We start from the raw sequence: 20,909 nt of genomic DNA, 5'->3' as shown, positions 1-20,909 counted from the left end.
TATCGGTATTTCTATTGGGGAATTACATAAACAAAGATATAAAAACCCATTTAACATTCAAATAAGAGTAAAGTTGTCTATAGCCCATAGACAAAGTTTATTACGAAATTCAAAAAAAAATAACGTAAATTTTAAAGATAACGTATATTTGCGCATCAAAAAAACGCGTATTATTAATTACTTTTAATTTTTGCATAGATGAAAAATAACATTGAAGCATTTATGGATCTTGTAAAACAACGTAATGGTAATGAACCAGAGTTTTTACAAGCTGTTGAGGAAGTTGCTGAGACTGTAATTCCTTATATTGTTGAACATGACATATATTATGGTAAAAACATTCTATTAAGAATGGTAGAACCAGAACGAGTTATAAGCTTTAGAGTGTGTTGGGTAGATGATGAAGGAGAAATACAAGTAAATAGAGGTTATAGGATTCAAATGAATTCGGCTATTGGCCCTTACAAAGGGGGTTTACGTTTTCACCCAACGGTTAATCAAAGTATTTTAAAATTTTTAGCTTTCGAGCAGGTATTTAAAAATAGTCTTACCACATTACCAATGGGTGGCGGTAAGGGTGGAAGCGATTTCGACCCTAAAGGTAAAAGCGACAATGAAATCATGCGTTTTTGCCATGCTTTCATGGGTGAGCTATTTAGGCACATTGGGGCAAACACAGATATTCCTGCAGGAGACATTGGTGTAGGTGCGCGTGAGATAGGATTCCTTTTCGGGATGTATAAAAAGCTAAGAAATGAGTTTACGGGTGTGTTAACTGGTAAAGGTTTATCTTGGGGAGGATCTTTAATTAGACCAGAAGCCACTGGATATGGTACTGTGTATTTCGCACAGAACATGTTGGAAGTTAAAGGCGATAGCTTTGAAGGAAAAGAAGTGGTTATTTCAGGTTCTGGTAATGTGGCACAATATGCAGCAGAAAAATCGTTACAGTTAGGAGCAAAAGTACTTACCTTATCTGATTCTTCAGGATATATTTATGATGAAGAAGGTATAGATGCTGATAAATTAAAGTTTGTGATGCACCTAAAAAATGAAAAGAGAGGAAGGATTAGTGAATATGTTGACCAGTACCCTAAAGCTAAATTTGTAAAAGGCGAAACGCCATGGAGAGTTAAATGTGATATAGCCCTTCCTTGTGCTACTCAAAACGAATTAAATGAAGAAGACGCTAAAACGTTAGTGGACAATGGTTGTATTTGTGTAAGTGAGGGTGCCAATATGCCTTCAACCATGGAGGCAGTACATGTTTTCCATGATGCAAAAATTTTATTTGCACCAGGAAAGGCATCCAATGCTGGAGGTGTGGCTACTTCTGGATTGGAAATGACCCAAAACTCCTTAAGGTACAAATGGACTAGAAGCGAAGTAGATAACAAATTAAAGGAAATCATGTCGGATATCCATCAGTCTTGTATTGAATACGGTACCGAAGAAGATGGCTATATTGACTATGTAAAAGGGGCTAATATTGCAGGTTTTGTAAAAGTAGCCGATGCCATGTTAGCTCAAGGAATTGTTTAATCTCAAGATTAATATCAGTTTTAAGCCTCCTAATTTTAGGAGGCTTTTTAATTTATATGATTTCCAACCATATTTCGTTATATATAAATATATTTGAACAACGAAAAAATGGTATGTACAGAAAAATAGCTTTATTTGTATTTGGAGCATTTCCTTTGTGGGTCTTGTCACAAGATTTTTCGAACCTATGGGAAGGTCACTTTTCTTATTATCATGTTTCTCAGGTAGTACATGGAAATAATAAAATTTATGCCGCCACAGAAAATGCTATTTATAGCTACGATACCCAAACTAATGAACTGGGAACCATTACTACAATTAATGGCTTGTCTGGACAGACGATTTCTACAATAAGTTATAGCGAAATATATGAACTCTTAATAATAGGTTACGAAAATGGACTCATTGAAATCCGTTTTGATAATGATGATGAAGTGCTCTCGGTAGTAGATATAATAGAAAAACCAACAATTTTACCAGAAAATAGACGTATTAATCATTTTAATATTGAAGACAACTGGGTTTATATTGCTACAGATTATGGTATTTCGGTTTATGATTTGGAACGTTTGGAGTTTGGAGACACCTATTTTATAGGAAGTAGTGGGGAACAGATTCAAGTTACTCAAACTACAATTTTAGGGGATTATATCTATGCATCATGTCTAGGAGATAATGGTATAAGGAAAGCCTTATACACAAATCCAAATATTATAGATTTCAATAATTGGCAAACTGTAGCAACAGGGAATTTCGTTGCTATTGAAACAGCTGCCGATCAGCTATATGTCATTAATACAGCCAGACGAATTTATAGTTTGGGTAATGATGTTTTGACGGAGCGTTTTCTATATCCAAATCTTCCTTTAGATATGAAGTTTGTTAACGATTACCTCTTAGTGGCTACTAAAGATAATGTTTACATTTACGATAATAATTTTACGTCGATTACCCAAATTTCTGATGACACTATGTTTGCTACCGATTTTACCTCGGCAATTATCGATTTGGACTATGTTTATATTGGAACTACAAGTTATGGTATGTTTAGGGTTCCTTTATCAAACTTAACTTTATTTGAAGAAATTAGACCAGAGGGGCCTTTACGAAATGATCCTTTTGCTTTGCAGGCTGAATCTAATGGATTATGGGTTACCTATGGTGCACATGATATATTTTTAAACCCTTATCCTTTAAACAGTCGTGGGTTGAGTCATTTAAAGGATGGTGAATGGCTTAACACACCCTTTAGTGAACTTTTAGGTGCTAGGGAATTAAAGCATATTGCAGTTAATCCATCCAATAACAATCAGGTTTTTATTGGCTCTTATATTGATGGACTTTTAGAATTAAATGAAGGTGTAGCTACTGCTTTATATGATGAAAACAATAGTGGTTTAGATGATGCGTTTTTCCCTAATTTACCAAATTATACGGGAGATATTAGATTATCCGTTGCTACTTTCGATAGAAATGGATTATTATGGACTTTAACCAACTTTGTGGATCCAGCTATTAAAACTTTTAACCCTTCAGCCAACAGATGGCAATCCTATAGTATAGAAGCGGCAGTAAAAAGTGACAACAATGGGTATACAGATTTGGTTATTGGTAACGATGGAACCAAATGGATAGCAACCTATGAATATGGGTTAGCCGCGTTTAATGAGAATAATGGAGGGCAACAGGTTAAAGCAATAAATGAAGAAGATGGTAATTTGCCTTCAAATTATGTTACAGCACTTGCTTTGGATAAAAGAGGAGCATTATGGATAGGGACTTTTAAAGGTTTGCGTGTATTGTATGCCACATCAAATTTTTTTACTGATGAGGTTGAAACTGATGAAATTATTATCTTAGAAGACGGTATTGCTAAAGAATTGTTGTTTCAGCAACAAATAACGGACATTAAGGTTGATGGATCAAACAATAAATGGGTTGGGACAGGAGATTCAGGATTGTTTTATTTTTCATCTGATGGTCAAGAAACCATATTTCACTTTACGACCGATAATTCACCATTACCATCCAATGTAATCACTGACATTTCTTTAGATGATGTTAATGGCATAGTATATATCGCAACAGAAAGAGGTCTGGTGTCATTCAAATCTGGTGGCTCCAGTCCGTTTGAAGATTTGGAGAGTGCTTATGTATACCCAAACCCCGTAAGACCCCAATTCGATATTGTAGAGCAGAAAGTTAAGATAAAGGACATCTCAGAAAATGTAAACATTAAAATAACCGATATTGAAGGGAACCTAGTGGCAGAGGCACAATCAAGAACTAATTTACGTTACAATGGCTATAATCTAGAAATAGATGGTGGTACTGCTTATTGGAATGGTAAAAACTTAGCTAATAATATGGTGGCATCTGGTGTTTACCTTATTATGCTTTCAGATTTAGATACTTTTGAGACCAAGGTTTTAAAATTAATGGTTGTTAGGTAATGCTTGTCTCTACAAAAGCTATTGTTTTATCTAAAGTTAAATACAGGGACAGCGATTTAATCGTTAAATGTTACACTGAAAAATTAGGTGTTGTTAGTGTAGTGCTTCGAAATGTATTGAAGAGTAAAAGAGGTAATGCTAAAGTTGCTTATTTTCAGTTACTGTCCCAATTGGAAGTTGTAATGGTTTATAAAGAGAATAGGTCATTGCAGGCCATTAAAGAAGTTAAAACAAGTCACTTATATGCTTCTATTTACACCAATGTGTTCAAAAGTGCAATCACCATGTTTCTTGCCGAGATTTTATCTAGTGTTTTAATGGAGGAAGAAGAAAATAAAGTATTGTTTAGCTTTTTGGAAACTACTTTTCAGTGGCTCGATACCCACTCTGATTATGCAAACTTCCATTTGCTTTTTTTATTGAAACTCACCAAGTATTTAGGATTTTATCCAGATGGGAATGCTTTAGGGGGCAACTTTTTTAATTTACTGGAAGGAAAATTTGTTCCGAAAGCTGGATATACTCACACTAAATCGGATGATAATATAGTGCTTTTAAAACAACTGTTAGGCACGACATTTGATACTATAAATACAATAAAAATCAACGCTAAGCAGAGACAATCCTTTTTAAATATGATGTTGCATTATTTTGAGTTACATTTGGGTAGTTTTAAATACCCCAAATCAATGCAAGTTTTTAATCAAGTTTTCAATTAAAACATGAAGCTTTTTCAATATATATTTTTCCTTTTGTTTGCTACTGGGATTTTACAAGCACAGCAAATAAAAGTTCTAAATAGAATTACTGAAGAACCTGTTTATGGTGTTGCCATTTATAATATTGATAAATCTAAAAGCATCATCACAAACTTTCGGGGAGAAGCTTCCTTAGAGCGGTTTTCTAGTTCGGAAGCTATATATTTTCAACATTTAACGCATGTTTTAAAAGTGTTGAAGAAAGAAGAAATAGACGAAAGAGGTATTGTTTATTTAGATTTGAATACCCAAGGCTTAGAGGAAATTGTAGTTTCAGCTTCCAAATTTGAGCAAAATAAGCGTGATATACCTCAAAAAATAATTAGTATAAGTGCTGGAAGAGTTACATCTATAAGCCCTCAAACTAGTGCGGATTTATTAGGTAATACAGGACAAGTATTTGTACAAAAAAGTCAGATGGGTGGAGGTAGCCCAATGATTAGGGGATTTTCTACAAACCGACTCTTAATAACGGTTGATGGTGTTAGAATGAACAACGCCATATTCAGAGGGGGAAACCTACACAATGTTATTTCTATTGATCCATTTACAATTGAGCGTACCGAAGTAACTCTTGGCGCTGGTTCTGTTATTTATGGTAGTGATGCTGTAGGAGGTGTTATGAGCTTTTATTCACAAACGCCACAATTATCCTATAGAGATTCTTTATTATTTAAGATGAATGCAGTAGCTCGATATGCTTCTGCTAATAATGAAAATACTGGTCATTTCGATTTTAATTTGGGTTATAGAAAATGGGCTTTTCTCACTAATGTGAGTTATACGGATTTTGATGATTTAAAAATGGGTAAACATGGCCCAGAAGATTATTTAAGGCCTGAGTTTGTTATACGAATTAATGATCAAGATCAAGTGGTTCAAAACAGTGATCCCCTGGTCCAAAATTATTCAAGCTACAATCAAATAAACCTATTGCAAAAAATACGTTATCGAGCTAGTAAAGATTTAAATTTTGATTTAGGATTGTATTATACAGCAAGTTCCGATATTCCACGATACGACCGTTTAATTAGGTACAAGGGAGATAACCCGCATGCAGCCGAATGGTACTATGGTCCACAAAAATGGTTTATGTCCAATCTGCAAGTCACCAAGTTGAGTAGCGGATCTAATTTATATGATAAAATAAAGGCTACCTTGGCGTATCAAAATTTTAAGGAAAGTAGGGTAGATCGAAATTTTCAATCTAACTTAAGATACATTAGGGAAGAAGCTGTAGATGCGTATTCGGTCAATTTCGATTTTGAAAAAAGACTGAGTTTGAAAACGGAGTTTTTTTACGGTGTAGAATACGTATCCAATAAGGTGCACTCTAACGGACAAGAAGAAAATATAGAAGCCAATACGTTCTCTAAGGATGTTTCAAGATATCCTGACGGAGCAACATGGCAATCGACAGCGGTATATACCAGTTTAAAATATAAGCCTAACGTTAAATTTGTATTTCAATCAGGGTTGCGTTTTAACCATATTGTTTCTAAATCTAATTTCAATGAAAATAATGTCTTTCTAAATTTACCTTTTGAGTCGTCTGAAAATAAATCTGGTGCGCTAACAGGAACAGCAGGAATCACTTGGATGCCTAATTCTGTTCTGCAGTGGCGTTTAAATGCATCTTCTGCATTTAGGGCTCCAAATATTGATGATATAGGTAAAGTGTTCGATTCTGAACCGGGTTCTGTGGTTGTGCCTAACGAAAATTTAAAACCGGAATACGCTTATAGTGGTGAACTTGGGGTAAAATTGCATTTTAAACATGTGGTTTTTGATCTTAGTTCCTATTACACTTATTTAGATAATGCGTTAGTGCGTAGGGGATTTACTTTAAATGGTGAAACCCAAATCGATTACGATGGCGAATTAAGTAATGTACAGGCCATTCAAAATGCTTCAAAAGCATGGATATATGGATTTGAAATAGGTCTTGAGGCACAGCTTGCCAGAAATCTTAAGCTAAAATCACAATATAGTGTTATAGGTGGTACTGAAGAAGAAGATGATGTGGAGGTCCCCGTACGTCATGTTGCACCAAATTTTGGAAATACACACTTAGTATGGACAACTAATAATATTAAGGTTGATGCTTTTGTAGACTATAATGGCGAGTTCTCATTTAATGAGCTAGCACCTTCAGAAGCTAGTAAAGATTATCTCTATGCTTCAGATGCTAATGGCAATCCATATTCACCTTCTTGGTACACTCTAAATTTAAGAACACAATACCGTTTTAATGATGCTTTATTACTTATTGCTGGTGTTGAAAATATTACGGATGAACGCTATCGTCCTTATTCTTCGGGGATAACGGCGGCCGGAAGAAACTTTATTTTGTCCTTAAAGTATAGTATTTAAGGTGAAGTTTACTAGTTTTTTAAAATCTGCACTAATGAGGAAAATGATTTTGATATTATTTTTGATGGTTAGTTTAGTAACATTTTCGCAATCAGAAAAAGTAGTTGGTGATTATAAAATCACCTTGGGGAATAAAGAAAACCATTTAATAGAATATAAATTGGTTTTAAATAGAGATCATACATTTTTTTTCCGTGCTTTTACTGAAATAAAAAAAGGAATTCCATCTAAAGTGAATACATATGGGAAAGGGACATGGGCTTTTGAAAATAATATAGTTTCCTTTTCTGCCGATAAAACCACTGACTTTAATGATAAATACACGTTAGACTTTAACAATACTCAAGCTAGATTTGTTACAAAATCACCAAGGGATAAAACCAATCGGGATATAAAAACAAAATTAAGGTTTTTTAAATCTAATATTTTTTGGATGCAAAGAATCGATCTTTTTAAAGAATAAGACTATTTCACTTTAATAATGTCATTAATATTGGTCGTGTAACGTGGCGATAGACGTTCCTGTCGCATTTTCCAAGTACGTTTTAAATCTTGGTTGCCCAGTTTAATTTTATAATCGGCATACTTTTTATTTAAACGATCTATAGTGCGCATTAAGGGTTTGTGCTTAGGATTTTCGTTGTAAAACAGCTGTAATTGATGGTTATCTGTAGGGACTAACCCCATAACAATGACACCTGCTCGCTTATAGTATATGCCGGGTTTGTAAATAGAAACAACGGCTTCAATGGCGCATTGACCTATTATAAGAGATGAATCAGTAGGATAGGGTAAACTTACTATTTTGCTGGCACGGTGTTGTTGGACGTCTTTTTTATGTCTGTCACTACTTAGCATAACATACACCATATGGCAACTAGAGCCCTGTTTACGTAGTTTTTCGGCACAACTTGTTGCAAAAGTAGAGATACGTTCTTTAATGTAGTTAATGTCATTATAGGTATAATCGAAGCTTCGGGTTGTGGCTATGGCCCGCTTGGCTTTAACATCGTCCAGTTTTAAGGTGGGAATACCTTCCAAATCTTTTTTGAGTTTCCATTCGGTAATAGAAAAAGTATTACGTACCCAGTCATCAGGGAGTTCTACAAAGTCATAAGCCGTTTTGCAGCCTTTGGCTTTTAGCCGTTTGGATAAACCCCAACCTATGCCCCAAACGTCCTCAATTTTAATCCATTGCAATGCTTTAATGCGCTTTTCTTCAGTATCTATTACGCAAATTCCTCCTGTTTTTTTAATGTTTTTTCTAGCAATTTTATTGGCTACTTTGCTCAATGCCTTGGTTGGGGCGATGCCCACACAAGTAGGAATGCCTGTCCATTGTAAAATGCACCCCCTAATTTGCTTACCATAATTGTTAAAATCATAATTATCGAAACCTTTAAATTCTAAAAACGCTTCGTCTATACTATACACATCAACATCGGGAGTAAATTGCTTTAAAATAGACATCACCCGACTACTCATATCGCCATAAAGCGGGTAGTTGGACGAAAACACTTCAATATGATTAGCCTTACAAAAACCTTCCCATTTAAAAATAGGAGCACCCATGGGCAAACCCAATGCTTTGGCTTCATCACTTCGTGAGATTACGCAACCATCGTTATTGGACAAAATAGCGATGGGTCTACCTCGTAAATTTGGGTTAAACACGCGCTCGCAGGAGGCATAGAAATTATTACAATCTACTAGTGCAAACATAGTTGTAAAGATACAAGGAAATAGATTTTGTTTTTAAATTTCCAGACCAATAAAATTTGGACAATGGAAGACCCTAAATAATTATGAATATATTATCTTTTTTCATCAACCATAGGTTAATGATGATAAAATATATGGAGTTAATTTATGATATGACAGGAACAAGCATTGGGAGCTCTACTAAAGATATGATTATAAATAGATAGATATAAAAGCAACAAAAGAAATGGGTGTCATAGTTTACTCTAATTAATTGTTACATTTGTTTCCATGGATGCATTGCCACAGAATCTTCAGCGAAAACTAGATGAAAGACAGGCTATAAACGCTTTACGTCAATTGGATAAGCCCAATCTTTTGGTGGATTTTTCCTCTAATGATTATTTGGGTTTGGCAAGGGATAAGGCCCTATTTGAAGCTACCCATGAGTATTTAAAGCACCACAATATAACCCAAAATGGAGCGACAGGATCTCGTTTGCTCTCTGGAAATCATCCACTTTATTCAATTTTAGAAACCGTACTTAGCGAATTTCATAACAGTGAAGCCTCTTTAGTTTTCAATTCGGGTTACGATGCCAATTTAGGGTTCTTTTCCTGTGTACCACAGCGTGGCGATGTTATTTTGTATGACGAATATATCCATGCCTCAATTAGGGATGGAATAAAGCTTTCAAATGCGCAGGCCTATAAGTTTAAACATAACGATTTAGAAACCTTAGAAAAACTAATGCTTCGTCATTCTGAGGCCGTTTCAGTATCTCATCAAAATATTTATACAGTGACCGAATCTGTATTTTCTATGGATGGTGATTCGCCAGACTTGGTTAACCTTGCTGAATTGTGTAAAAGGCATGGAACGTATTTAATAGTAGATGAAGCCCATGCCATAGGAGTTTATGGAACAGGTGGAAGAGGATTGGTTCAAGAGTTAGGATTAGGACAAGATGTTTTTGCCCGATTGATCACATTTGGGAAAGCCCTAGGTTGCCATGGTGCAGCTATATTGGGGAATGAAATGTTAAAATACTACTTAGTTAATTTTTCCCGTAGTTTTATTTATACCACGGCATTACCACCACATAGTTTGGCAGCTATCCATATAGCTTATAATGAACTTGCCACTATGAACAATGACGGGAAATCCCATCCTAATATTCAAAAGTTACATCAAAACATCCGGTTTTTTAAATTAGAAATTAAACGATTGCATTTGAAAGAGTATTTTATAGAAAGTCATTCGGCAATACATTGTTGTGTTGTGCCGGGAAATGATAAGGTTAAGTCAATTGCGGTTAATCTTCGAAACAAAGGGTTTAATGTAAAGCCTATTTTATCGCCTACTATTCCAAAAGGACAGGAACGTTTAAGATTTTGCTTGCACAGTTATAATTCAGAAAAAGAAATTACTGAAGTTTTGGAGTTGTTGAGTACTTTTGTATTTTAATTGTTTTCCTTTACCAAAGTTTTGGGATTATACTTTATTACAAGAGGTGCTGAAACTGGTTTAGTATGATAAAAATGAAACAAAAAACATTTTTTATAACAGGGATAGGAACAGATGTAGGTAAAACCATTGTTTCGGCTATTATAACTGAAGCCTTGGAAGCCGATTATTGGAAACCTGTACAGGCAGGCGATTTGGATAATTGTGATACTAAAAAGGTGCAACGGCTGGTGTCCAATTTCAAGTCAGTTTTTCACCCTAATACTTATGCTTTACATACACCCATGAGTCCACATGCTGCTGCAGAAATTGATGGTATTGCAATCGATCTGAAAACTATTAAAGCGCCCCAAACGCAAAACCATTTGATTATAGAAGGTGCTGGAGGATTATTGGTGCCATTGAACAATGAGCAAACGGTTTTGGATATTATAAAACCCCATTACAAAGTTATTGTCGTATCCCGGCATTATTTGGGAAGCATTAACCACACGCTTTTAACGGTAAATACCTTAAAAGAAAAGGGATTTGATGTGTCTATTATTTTTAACGGAAACGAACATCCCACTACAGAAGCTATTATTAAAAAAATGACCAATATTCCTGTAATAGGCCGTATTGAAGAAGAACCTTATTTTGATAAGAATGTGGTTAGGGAGTATGCTGAAAAATTTAAGGATAGTTTATGAGTTTACAAGAGCGCGATAAAAAACACCTGTGGCATCCCTTAACGCAACACAAACTACATCCAGATGCTATTGCCATAACAAAGGCTAAAGGTTGTGTTTTAACCGATGAATCAGGTAATGAATACATCGATGCCATTGCCTCGTGGTACACCTGTATGTATGGGCATTGCAATGATTATATTACCAGTCGGGTAGCGACACAAATGCAACAATTGGATCAGGTGGTGTTTAGCGGATTTACCCACGAACCAGCCGTGAAATTATCAGAAGCTCTTATGGGCATACTGCCCAATAATCAAAATAAGATGTTCTTTAGTGATAATGGTTCAACCAGCGTTGAAATAGGTATAAAAATGGCCTTACAGTACCATTTTAATATGGGCAAAAAACGAAATACATTAATTGCTTTTGAAGAGGGCTTTCACGGTGATACTTTTGGAGCAATGAGTGTTTCTGGATTATCCATTTACAATGGGCCTTTCGAAGATTTCTTTTTGGAGGTAAAACGCATTCCGGTTCCAAAAGGAGCTAATAATGAACATGTTTTAACTTTATTTAAGGAAATGGTTAAAACGAATAAAGTAGCTGGGTTTATTTATGAACCTTTGGTGCAAGGTGCCGCGGCTATGAAAATGCATGATGCTAAAGGGTTAAATGCCATTCTAAAATACTGCAAGCAACATCATATTATTACCATAGCTGATGAGGTGATGACCGGTTTTGGTAAAACAGGCACTTATTTTGCATCACTTCAACTGGAAACTTATCCAGATATCATGTGTTTAAGTAAAGCTCTAACGGGAGGTTTATTGCCCATGGGTTTAACCACCTGTTCGCAATATATCTATGATGCATTTTACAGTGATGAAATTGGTAAAGGCTTGTTTCATGGGCATACCTATTCGGCTAATCCGTTAGCCTGTATGGCTGCCTTGGCCAGTATCGAGTTGTTGCAATCAGAAGATATTCAAAATGGAATTAAAAGCATTTCTAAATCTCATCAAGAGTTTAATGAACGTATAAAAGTACATTCAAAAGTTAAATCTACCCGACAACTGGGGATTATTTACGCTTTGGATTTAAATGTTGAAATGGAACGATACGGAAATTTAAGGGATAAGCTCTTTAGTTTTTTTATGGATAAAGGCGTTTTTCTAAGGCCTTTAGGAAATACCATATACATTCAAGCGCCTTATGTGATTTCAGAAGAACAATTACAGAAAGTCTATTCGGTTATTGAAGAAGCGTTGGAAATAGTATAACTTTGCACCCAAAATAAAGCCTTGCAAAAACCAATCTCCATTACCGCTATTTCATCCATTTCACCACTGGGCAAATCGTTGGAAGACGCTTGGAAGCACTATCAAAACAATCAACATTGTTTTACTGAAAGACTGGTAGTGAAGCAACCTGTTTTTGTTGCCGAAATCCCTGGCGAAGCGAAGCAGGACATTGAATTATTGAGGCAATCTGACGCCAAATACAAGGCATTGGATGATACCGTTCTGTATGCTATTTATGCCTCTAGGAATGCGGTAAAACAAGCGGGTTGGAAGGCTTCAGATAATTTTGGAGTTAACATTGGCTCATCCCGAGGTGCTACGGGGCTTTTTGAAAGTTATCACGAAGATTTTTTAAAAAGGGGTAAATCCAAGACCTTAAGTTCCCCTACTACCACTTTGGGAAATATCGCCTCTTGGGTCGCACACGATTTACAGACCCAAGGACCAGAGGTGAGTCATTCCATTACCTGTTCAACCGCCTTGCATGCGGTGTTGAATGGTATTGCTTGGTTGAATTCGGGGATGAGCAGTAAATTTTTGGTAGGAGGCAGCGAAGCTCCGTTAACACCATTTACCATAGCCCAAATGCAAGCCCTTAAAATTTATTCAAAGGCAGGTTTAGATAACGATTGTCATTCAGAGGGAAGCGAAGAATCTTTTCCTTGTCGCGCCTTAGACCTTTCAAAAAAACAAAATACTATGGTTTTGGGTGAAGGTGCTTCCATGGCTTGTTTGGAAGCTGGTAAAAAAGATAATGCCCTTGCTTTTATTAAAGGCTATGGCTACGCCACCGAAATTTTGGAACATAATATTTCCATATCTAGAGACGCCCAGTGTTTTCAACGTTCTATGGCCATGGCCTTAGGCGATTTAAACCCAGATGAGATCGATGCTATCGTCATGCATGCCCCTGGTACCATTAAAGGCGATTTAAGTGAATTTAATGCTATAAAAAAAGTGTTTTCAAACAAAATGCCAAGTCTAACTACAAATAAATGGAAGGTAGGTCACAGTTTTGGTGCTTCTGGACTTTTAAGTGTAGAATTGGCTGTTTTAATGTTACAACACCAGCAATTTATTCCTGTGCCTTTTTACGGCCAAAGCCATCCAAAACAACTAAAAAACATATTGGTAAATGCTGTAGGTTTTGGGGGAAATGCCGTTAGTATTTTACTTTCAAAATAAATTAGAATGCTTCCTCGATTTGCTGCTTTAGGGCAGACAACTCCGAAGGTTTTGCAGCTGTACTTTTTATTGTTTTGCCATTAGCATCAATCAAAATATATCTTGGATAATAGAACGAGCCGTTATTTCCGAATATTTTAATAATATCTGCTAATAATTTTTCGTTTGCCATGATATGGTACCCTTCTAAGTCATAAAATTTAATCATGCTTTTCCAAGCATTTTCTTTACTACTTCTGCTTTCGCAAATGTAGAGGGTTTCTATATTTTTGGGTTTAAGTAGTTTTTTTAAATCGTTTTTATGTTGAAATTCTTTTTTACAAGGACCGCACCAGGTTCCTCAAATATCTATATAGATTTTTTTGCCTTTAAATTGAGCCAACAAATCACTAAATGTATTGATTTCTTTATAGTTATTTACAAATTTAACCGCTTTGGAAAATTGTTGTTCGGCTTTTTTATGGAAATCAACAACAGAGTCAATTAAAGGTTCTAAATATTGACTGTAGCTACTACTAGGGTAGGCGAAATCAAATTCATTATATATGGAAATAAACTCTTTTTGGTAATTTTTTTGAAGTAATTCTCTATAAAGAAAAGCTGCTTCATAAAACTCTAATCTATCTTTAGGAAGATATTTTTTAGCTTCAGAAATACGATGACTAATATAGGAAACATCTTTTGTCGAAGTTTTAAATTTTTCTGCATCAAAATCAACTGCTTCATACCTTTTATAATACAAATAGTTTTCTAATAGCGAAAAGCCCCAGAATGTGTTCTGGAAATCGGAGCGGCTTAACAGGTCGTTATCAAAACATGATTGCCACATGGTTTTAACCTCATCTGTAAACTCTCCTTTTTCCCGTTCATTCATTATAAATTTTACAAAGGCTACGGTGCCTTTTAAAGCCGTATAATAATACGTTCTATCTAATTTAACTAAATCGAAAAACGAACTAGAAAGACTGTCTTTTTCATACAGTGCCTTCATTTTTTTTATATCTACATTTTGTAGCGAGTCTATAGTTGCTGTAATGTTTGTGGTTATAGAATCCCTATAAAAAGGTATAGCGCCTATTTCTGGGTGTTCGGGGTTCGGTAATTGGTTTAATGTGTATTGGGCAATTTGGTTTTCAGCATTAATGTCATAGGTTTTGTCTGGAGCATCCAAATTAAAGTTTACCTCATACTTTTTTCTAGGTTCTACAACTAAAGCAGCGTTGGTAATTTGAAAAATACCATCTTCTTTTGGGATAATTATTTTAACAAACGATGCTTTTTCTATAGGTAAACTTATTTTGTACTGTCCTAAAGAATCAGTCGTAACCGTTTCTCTAAAACCCAAATAGCTTGTGTTGTTCGTTGGTATGGTATATTGAACTTTTTTTGGGAAGTCTCCCATTACTTTACCCGTAATTATTGTGTTTTCTGGTTTATCCTTACAGGAAGGGTCAAACTGATTAATGCCAAAAGGCTTATTTTAAATAATTTCATCTGAATTATATTTTGGATTTAAAGATAGGGTTAATAGTTTATAATGTGCCTTTAGAATTAGACTTTACGCTAAACCGAATAGTAATACTAACATTTTTGTTAGAAATTCTTTATCCCAAATCCAAGCGTTTAAGAAAAGGCGTTTTATAACGGTTCCCAATAGGGGTTAGGGTATTGTTTATGTAAATATGGTTATGTTCAATTTTATCAATGCGTTCTAGATTAACTAAATACGATTGGTGTACCCTTGCAAATTTGTGTGCTTGCAGTTGATTGAATTGTAATCTATTGGTTGTCAACTATAAATTACTAATTTTGAACTGCTTGTTTTTATCTAAAAAAATTAAATCACTTCTTAAATAAATCACAAAATTTAGGTTCACTCCAGAAACCACCCTTCAACTGTCTTAGGACATTCCTATGTTAGCCCACATAATATTTTCATTTATTTTTATGAAATTTATAAATGAAAAAATTCATGTACTTTTGTTAAAAATTTAGCTAAATATGGGGGCAACCAAACACAACTGGACTAAAGACGAAATATTAGAGATATACAATAAACCGTTAATGGAGTTGCTATACCAAGCGGCTACCGTACATCGTGAGCAGCACGACCCCAATACGGTACAAGTGTCTACGTTGTTGTCTATTAAAACAGGAGGCTGTTCAGAAGATTGTGGCTATTGTCCGCAAGCGGCACGCTACCATACCAATATAGAGGGTAACGATTTAATGAGTGTTCAGCAGGTAAAGGCACAAGCCTTAAGAGCAAAAGAGAGTGGTAGTTCCCGCGTCTGCATGGGGGCGGCATGGCGTAATGTAAAAGATGGCGAAGAATTTGACCAAGTATTGGAAATGGTGCGAACCATTAACAAATTGGATATGGAGGTATGCTGTACCTTAGGCATGCTTACTGAAAACCAAGCAAAACGATTAGCCGAAGCAGGCTTGTATGCCTATAACCATAATTTGGATTCTTCAGAAGAATATTATAAGGAAGTCATTTCTACAAGAGGATTTGAAGACCGTTTACAAACCATAGATAATGTTCGCAAAACCAACGTTACCGTTTGTAGTGGAGGGATTATTGGTATGGGCGAAAAAGTTGAAGACCGTGCAGGTATGCTCGTGGCACTTTCAACATTAAACCCACAACCCGAATCTGTGCCGATTAATGCATTAGTAGCTGTTGAGGGTACCCCTTTGGAGGATCAAGAACCAGTTTCCATTTGGGATATGGTTCGTATGGTGGCTACTACCCGTATTGTAATGCCAGAAACTCAGGTACGGTTAAGTGCTGGTCGCACACAAATGACCCAAGAGGGTCAAGCCATGTGTTTCTTTGCTGGTGCTAATTCTATTTTTGCAGGTGATAAATTATTAACTACGCCTAATCCTGATGTAAATGAAGATATGAAAATGTTTGATTTGCTAGGGTTAAACCCTCAAAAACCGTTTACCAAAAAAGTACAGCCACAAACGGTTGAAGCTACCGATTCACAATACCAAGATCTGGGAGAAAAGCCTAAATGGTCTAGACCAGGCCATACCATAGAACGGAATGAAGCGGCAAAAGAAAAGGCTAAGGCGGATAAATAATTTCCAAAACCAACATTAGTTAAAGAAATATACTATTTATGCTTTAGCAACGTTTTCTTAAATTTGAAGCATAAAATCTGAAAGTATTGGCATTGAACCTGCAAGATGTTCCGCGTGTAAAAACTATCACGAAGGGAGACTTTATAAAACACTACTTTAAGCCACAAAAACCAGTGGTTATAGAACGTTTTATTGAGCATTGGCCAGCCTACAGTAAGTGGAACTTGGATTATATTAAGGGTGTCGCTGGTGATAAAACGGTACCGCTTTACGATGATAGACCGGTTGATTATAAAGACGGGTTTAATGAACCACATGCCAAAATGAAGATGGCCGATTATTTGGATTTGTTAAAAAAGGAGCCAACCAAATACCGTATTTTCCTTTGGAATATTTTAAAGGAAATCCCCCAACTTCAAAAAGATTTCTCCTATCCCGAATTTGGCCTACGTCTTATGAAAGACTTACCCATGTTGTTTTTTGGAGGGAGAGATTCCTATACTTTTATGCATTACGATATCGATTTGGCCAATATTTTCCATTTTCATTTTGAAGGGGAAAAGCGTTGTATTTTATTTGATCAAAAGCAAAATGATTACTTATACAAGATTCCACATTCACTCATCACTAGGGAAGACATAGATTTCAATAACCCCGATTTTGAAAAGTGGCCAGCTTTAAGGCATGCCAAAGGATGGATTTGCGAATTAAAGCATGGTGAAGTATTGTATATGCCTGAGGGGTATTGGCATTATATGCGTTACATTACCCCTGGTTTTTCTATGAGTTTGCGAGCTATTCCAAGAAATCCTAAAAATTTGGGAAAAGCGGTTTATAATGTGTTTGTGATGCGTACACTAGATAATGTCATGCGTCGCATAAAAGGTCAAAATTGGATAGATTGGAAAAACGAACAGGCCATTGTGAGGACGCAAAAAAAACAGCTAGGGTATAAGCTCATTAACTTTGTCGTAAACCAAATGGGATTCCCACCCACGGTATAAAAGATAGTCGGCTAACTTTTTCTTCTTTTTTAGTTTGTTTTTTTCGGTAATCGAAGCAAGGCGTTTTTTTGCTAAATCATCAAGCGTTTTGTAGTAATCATCATTATTTATTTCGTTAATTGCTTGATTTATATTAGATTTGGCAATGTCTTTTTTCTTTAATTCTAAAGTCAAACGGCGTTTCCCCCATTTCTTCATATTGAACTTTCCCCTAACGAATGTTTTGGCAAAGCGTTCTTCATTTAGAAAATTGTGTTCTATTAAGTGGACAATAATAAGGTCTATGGCCTCTGGAATCATATGCATGTCTAGAAGTTTTTGCCTAATTTCTTTATGACAACGTTCTTGGTATACACAGAAGTTTTCAAGCTTTCGTTTGGCTTCTTCTAAGGTGTACGTTTGTTTTTTTACCATAGTAACGAAGGTAATAAGAATTGATTAATAGCACGTTCAATTTTTACTTTACCAAATCTAAAACTTAACCATGAAAAGAATATTTTCTGTTGTTATTTTTTTTACTTGTGCCATTATTTATGGACAAAGTATTTTTTCTAACGATATTACAGGAACAAACCCAGCCGCATCAGACCCTTACACTACGGGCCAAGTTGTAGATGCTAATATTACTGTTTCAGGAATTGGTAGAGGTACTGGACTTATAGCCCCACCAGGCAATACGGCAGATCGCTATAATGCAAGAACCTGGGAAAATGTTTTCGATGCAGATGATTATTTTTACTTTACGATAACGCCGAATTCTGGTTATCAAATTAATTTCACAAGTTTCTTTTATACAGGGCAATCATCTGCACAAGGTCCTGTTTCAGCAGCCTTTAGAAGTAGTTTGGATGTATATACAGCAAATATTGGGACATCAAGTATTGCTGGAACAACGATTGACTTGTCCGCTTCTTCATATCAAAATATAACTGGCTCAATTACATTTAGATTCTATGCTTGGGGAGCTTCAAATGGAAATGGAACATTCAGTATAAACGATTTTATATTTAACGGAACCGTAACTCCTATATGTGCTAGTACAACCACATGGGACGGTGCTTCATGGAATAATGGTACGCCCAATATTAATAAGGCCGCAGTGTTAAATGGAAATTACAGTACCGCAAGCCAAGCTAGCTTTAGCGCTTGTAGTCTAACCATTAATTCTGGAACATTGACCATAGCTAATGGAGATTATGTTGAGGTCCAAAGAGATTTGGTGGCCAATGGAAATATAATAGTAAATCCTGAAGGAGCTTTTGTTCAAATAAATGATGATGGCACGGTTAGTGGTACAGGAACTATAACAGTGGAAAAACAGACAGCTCCAGCTAATAATTGGTACGAGTATACCTATTGGAGTTCACCTGTAGTGGCAACGACCATAGCAGATGGACTGTCGGATGCCCAAACGGGTAGGGTATTCAAATATGCAGCACAGAACTTTTTAGATGCTACTAAGGAAACCAATAACAATGGTGCTACAGATCCTGGGCAGGATGATATTGATGATGATGGTAACGATTGGCAAGCAGTATCTGGAGCAGCAGTAATGCAGCCAGGGATGGGATATGCTTCAACCCACGATGAATTTATATTTAACAGTAGTCCAGGAAGTCTTCCAAGGCAGTTTATTTATACCTTTAACGGGTTTTTTAATAATGGTGATATTACCGTGCCATTATATAGAAATGACTCTGAGCTTAATGATAAAAATTGGAACTTTATAGGCAACCCTTATCCTTCTGCTATAGATGTAGATGCGTTTTTCTCAGCTAACCCAGATGTAGATGGAGCCATTTATTTGTGGTCGCAGAATACACAGCCAAGCTCAACAGCCAATGGTAATCAAGTGCTGAACTTTTCAGACTCAGATTATGCTATAATCAATAGTGGTGTAGGGGGAACGGCAGGAGGAGATGGTATTACTCCTAATAAATTTATTCCATCTTGTCAAGGGTTTTTTGTGACCTATTCAGATGCTGCAACACCAATTGCTGTTAATGGTACTATTAAGGAAGGTTCGGTTACCTTTACCAACAGTATGCGGGTTAAAGGCGCTACAGATAACAGTCAATTCTTTAAAACTGCAAATACTAAAAAGCAACCTAAGGAGACTCTCGATAATAAGCTATGGCTCAATTTAACCTCAAATAATGGTGTGTTTAACCAAGCCTTAATAGGTTATGTCGATGGCGCTACAAAGCATGACGACGGAGCCCATTATGATGCTACAAAAGTTTTTGCATCGAAAAGTTCGGCAGTATTATATTCAATTATAAAAGGGTCTGATAAAAAATATGCCATACAAGGAAAAAACACCAAAGACTTGTCAGTTAATGAGAAAATCCAACTAGGATTTTCAACAACCATAAGCGTCCCAACGTTATACACGTTATCCATAGCAAAGCTTCAAGGGCAATTTTTGGAAGAAAATACCATTTACCTAAGAGATAAAATTTTAAGGAAAACACATGATTTGTCAGCTTCCGATTATACATTTACATCTGAAGTTGGGGAATTCAAAAATCGATTTGAAATTGTGTTTAAGTCTTTAGGTAATTCAAGTCCTTCTGAAGAGCGTTCGGTTAGTATTTCTAAAGCTTACAATGATGCTACGGTATTTTCTACAGCGGACAAGTCAGATATAAAATCTGTAAAGATTTATGACTTTTACGGAAGTTTGCTTTATAGTTTAAAAGGGAATGCTAGTTCGGAGATCTATATACTCCCTAATTTAAAACCTAATACAATTTATATAGCCAAGGTTGAATTATCAAACGGATTGGTTTATACAAAAAAGATTGTTAGGGAATAATTCGTATAAGTATTTTATTTATTTTTATTGTTCTATTTTCACATAGGATAACCAAACGATATGCAGCCATACGCATCAAATCATTTAACATTTTTTAAACCAGAGCCAACGAATGATTTAGGGGCTGTATTTTTAGACACAGGTATCTCTGCAGGTTTTCCATCGCCTGCTGAAGATTTTAAAGAAGAACGCCTGTCTTTGGACAGGGAGCTGATTAAAAACAAAGAAGCTACTTTTTTTGCTCGTGTTTCTGGACAGTCCATGATTGATGCAGGATTGGATGATAATGATTTGTTAGTAATAGACCGTAGTTTAACACCACAACACAATAAGATTGCAGTTTGTTTTTTAGATGGGGAGTTTACGGTTAAACGATTGAAAGTTGAAGCTGATGGGGTTTGGTTGCAACCTGAAAACGAAAATTATAAACCTATTAAGATAACTGAAGAAAACCACTTTGTTATTTGGGGTATAGTTACCAATGTAATTAAGAAAGTGTATTAGATATTCTTGTCCTATTTAAGGGTAAAATCTTAAAAA

At 35.7% G+C, this 20,909-nt stretch carries 17 protein-coding genes and 1 pseudogene; 13 read left to right on the top strand and 5 right to left on the bottom strand.

Annotated elements, in window-relative coordinates; genetic code table 11:
* Positions 1 to 198 precede the first annotated feature (198 nt).
* From gdhA to K7G79_RS05255, 5 genes are all read left to right on the top strand, one after another.
* Complete coding sequence (gene gdhA, locus K7G79_RS05275) at positions 199 to 1,542, top strand: NADP-specific glutamate dehydrogenase (RefSeq protein WP_223549866.1); 1,344 nt, start codon at positions 199 to 201, stop codon at positions 1,540 to 1,542.
* Between the two features lie 113 nt (positions 1,543 to 1,655).
* Complete coding sequence (locus K7G79_RS05270; protein WP_223549864.1) at positions 1,656 to 3,995, top strand: two-component regulator propeller domain-containing protein; 2,340 nt, start codon at positions 1,656 to 1,658, stop codon at positions 3,993 to 3,995.
* Positions 3,995 to 4,714: a DNA repair protein RecO gene (recO, locus tag K7G79_RS05265; protein WP_223549862.1), complete on the top strand. Its 720-nt coding sequence runs from the start codon at positions 3,995 to 3,997 to the stop codon at positions 4,712 to 4,714. Before K7G79_RS05270 ends, recO begins: the two co-directional genes overlap by 1 nt.
* 3 nt (positions 4,715 to 4,717) lie before the next feature.
* Positions 4,718 to 7,126: a TonB-dependent siderophore receptor gene (locus K7G79_RS05260; protein WP_223549860.1), complete on the top strand. Its 2,409-nt coding sequence runs from the start codon at positions 4,718 to 4,720 to the stop codon at positions 7,124 to 7,126.
* Positions 7,127 to 7,160: 34 nt separating this feature from the next.
* Positions 7,161 to 7,589: a hypothetical protein gene (locus K7G79_RS05255; protein ID WP_223549858.1), complete on the top strand. Its 429-nt coding sequence runs from the start codon at positions 7,161 to 7,163 to the stop codon at positions 7,587 to 7,589.
* 2 nt (positions 7,590 to 7,591) lie between these two features.
* Here K7G79_RS05255 and K7G79_RS05250 read toward each other — a convergent pair whose 3' ends face one another.
* The gene (locus K7G79_RS05250) at positions 7,592 to 8,848 is read right to left on the bottom strand and encodes a Y-family DNA polymerase (protein WP_223549856.1); all 1,257 of its coding nucleotides are present in this window, start codon (positions 8,846 to 8,848) and stop codon (positions 7,592 to 7,594) included.
* A gap of 270 nt (positions 8,849 to 9,118) precedes the next feature.
* Here K7G79_RS05250 and K7G79_RS05245 point away from each other — a divergent pair, with 270 nt between their 5' ends.
* The 4 genes from K7G79_RS05245 (at position 9,119) to K7G79_RS05230 (ending at position 13,451) form a co-directional block, all read left to right on the top strand.
* On the top strand, positions 9,119 to 10,294 hold the full coding sequence (locus tag K7G79_RS05245; RefSeq protein ID WP_223549854.1) for an 8-amino-7-oxononanoate synthase: 1,176 nt from the start codon (positions 9,119 to 9,121) through the stop codon (positions 10,292 to 10,294).
* Between the two features lie 74 nt (positions 10,295 to 10,368).
* Positions 10,369 to 10,983, top strand: a complete 615-nt coding sequence (bioD, locus tag K7G79_RS05240) for a dethiobiotin synthase (RefSeq protein WP_223549852.1) — start codon at positions 10,369 to 10,371, stop codon at positions 10,981 to 10,983.
* The gene (gene bioA / locus K7G79_RS05235; protein ID WP_223549850.1) at positions 10,980 to 12,245 is read left to right on the top strand and encodes an adenosylmethionine--8-amino-7-oxononanoate transaminase; all 1,266 of its coding nucleotides are present in this window, start codon (positions 10,980 to 10,982) and stop codon (positions 12,243 to 12,245) included. Before bioD ends, bioA begins: the two co-directional genes overlap by 4 nt.
* 21 nt (positions 12,246 to 12,266) lie before the next feature.
* Complete coding sequence (locus K7G79_RS05230; protein ID WP_223549848.1) at positions 12,267 to 13,451, top strand: beta-ketoacyl synthase N-terminal-like domain-containing protein; 1,185 nt, start codon at positions 12,267 to 12,269, stop codon at positions 13,449 to 13,451.
* 1 nt (position 13,452) lies between these two features.
* Here the strand turns inward: K7G79_RS05230 and K7G79_RS05225 are convergent.
* The 3 genes and pseudogenes from K7G79_RS05225 to K7G79_RS05215 all read right to left on the bottom strand — a co-directional run.
* Positions 13,453 to 13,779, bottom strand: a pseudogene (locus K7G79_RS05225) (TlpA family protein disulfide reductase); the annotation flags it as partial.
* A 12-nt stretch (positions 13,780 to 13,791) separates the two neighbouring features.
* A complete protein-coding gene (locus K7G79_RS05220; RefSeq protein ID WP_223549846.1) occupies positions 13,792 to 14,853 on the bottom strand; it encodes a hypothetical protein in 1,062 nt (353 codons plus the stop codon).
* A 202-nt stretch (positions 14,854 to 15,055) separates the two neighbouring features.
* Complete coding sequence (locus K7G79_RS05215) at positions 15,056 to 15,244, bottom strand: LytTR family DNA-binding domain-containing protein (protein ID WP_223549844.1); 189 nt, start codon at positions 15,242 to 15,244, stop codon at positions 15,056 to 15,058.
* 208 nt (positions 15,245 to 15,452) lie between these two features.
* On the opposite strand from K7G79_RS05215, the gene bioB reads away from it, so the two are divergent.
* Together bioB and K7G79_RS05205 are read left to right on the top strand one after the other, a co-directional pair.
* The gene (gene bioB, locus K7G79_RS05210; RefSeq protein ID WP_223549843.1) at positions 15,453 to 16,547 is read left to right on the top strand and encodes a biotin synthase BioB; all 1,095 of its coding nucleotides are present in this window, start codon (positions 15,453 to 15,455) and stop codon (positions 16,545 to 16,547) included.
* A gap of 86 nt (positions 16,548 to 16,633) precedes the next feature.
* Complete coding sequence (locus tag K7G79_RS05205; protein ID WP_223549841.1) at positions 16,634 to 17,551, top strand: cupin-like domain-containing protein; 918 nt, start codon at positions 16,634 to 16,636, stop codon at positions 17,549 to 17,551.
* Here the strand turns inward: K7G79_RS05205 and K7G79_RS05200 are convergent.
* Complete coding sequence (locus K7G79_RS05200; RefSeq protein ID WP_223549839.1) at positions 17,492 to 17,965, bottom strand: regulatory protein RecX; 474 nt, start codon at positions 17,963 to 17,965, stop codon at positions 17,492 to 17,494. The genes K7G79_RS05205 and K7G79_RS05200 overlap by 60 nt on opposite strands.
* A 70-nt stretch (positions 17,966 to 18,035) precedes the next feature.
* Between K7G79_RS05200 and K7G79_RS05195 the strand changes: the two genes are divergently transcribed.
* The gene (locus K7G79_RS05195) at positions 18,036 to 20,369 is read left to right on the top strand and encodes a T9SS type A sorting domain-containing protein (RefSeq protein ID WP_223549837.1); all 2,334 of its coding nucleotides are present in this window, start codon (positions 18,036 to 18,038) and stop codon (positions 20,367 to 20,369) included.
* Between the two features lie 60 nt (positions 20,370 to 20,429).
* Positions 20,430 to 20,873 (top strand): LexA family transcriptional regulator, encoded by a 444-nt coding sequence (locus tag K7G79_RS05190; protein WP_223549835.1) that lies wholly within the window; start codon positions 20,430 to 20,432, stop codon positions 20,871 to 20,873.
* The last annotated feature ends 36 nt before the right edge of the window (positions 20,874 to 20,909 follow it).

Source organism: Aestuariivivens sp. NBU2969 (assembly GCF_019931125.1).
Taxonomy (GTDB): domain Bacteria; phylum Bacteroidota; class Bacteroidia; order Flavobacteriales; family Flavobacteriaceae; genus Aestuariivivens; species Aestuariivivens marinum.
The sequence above is the reverse complement of the archived record's forward strand: the minus strand, read 5'-3'. Positions and strand labels throughout refer to the sequence as shown.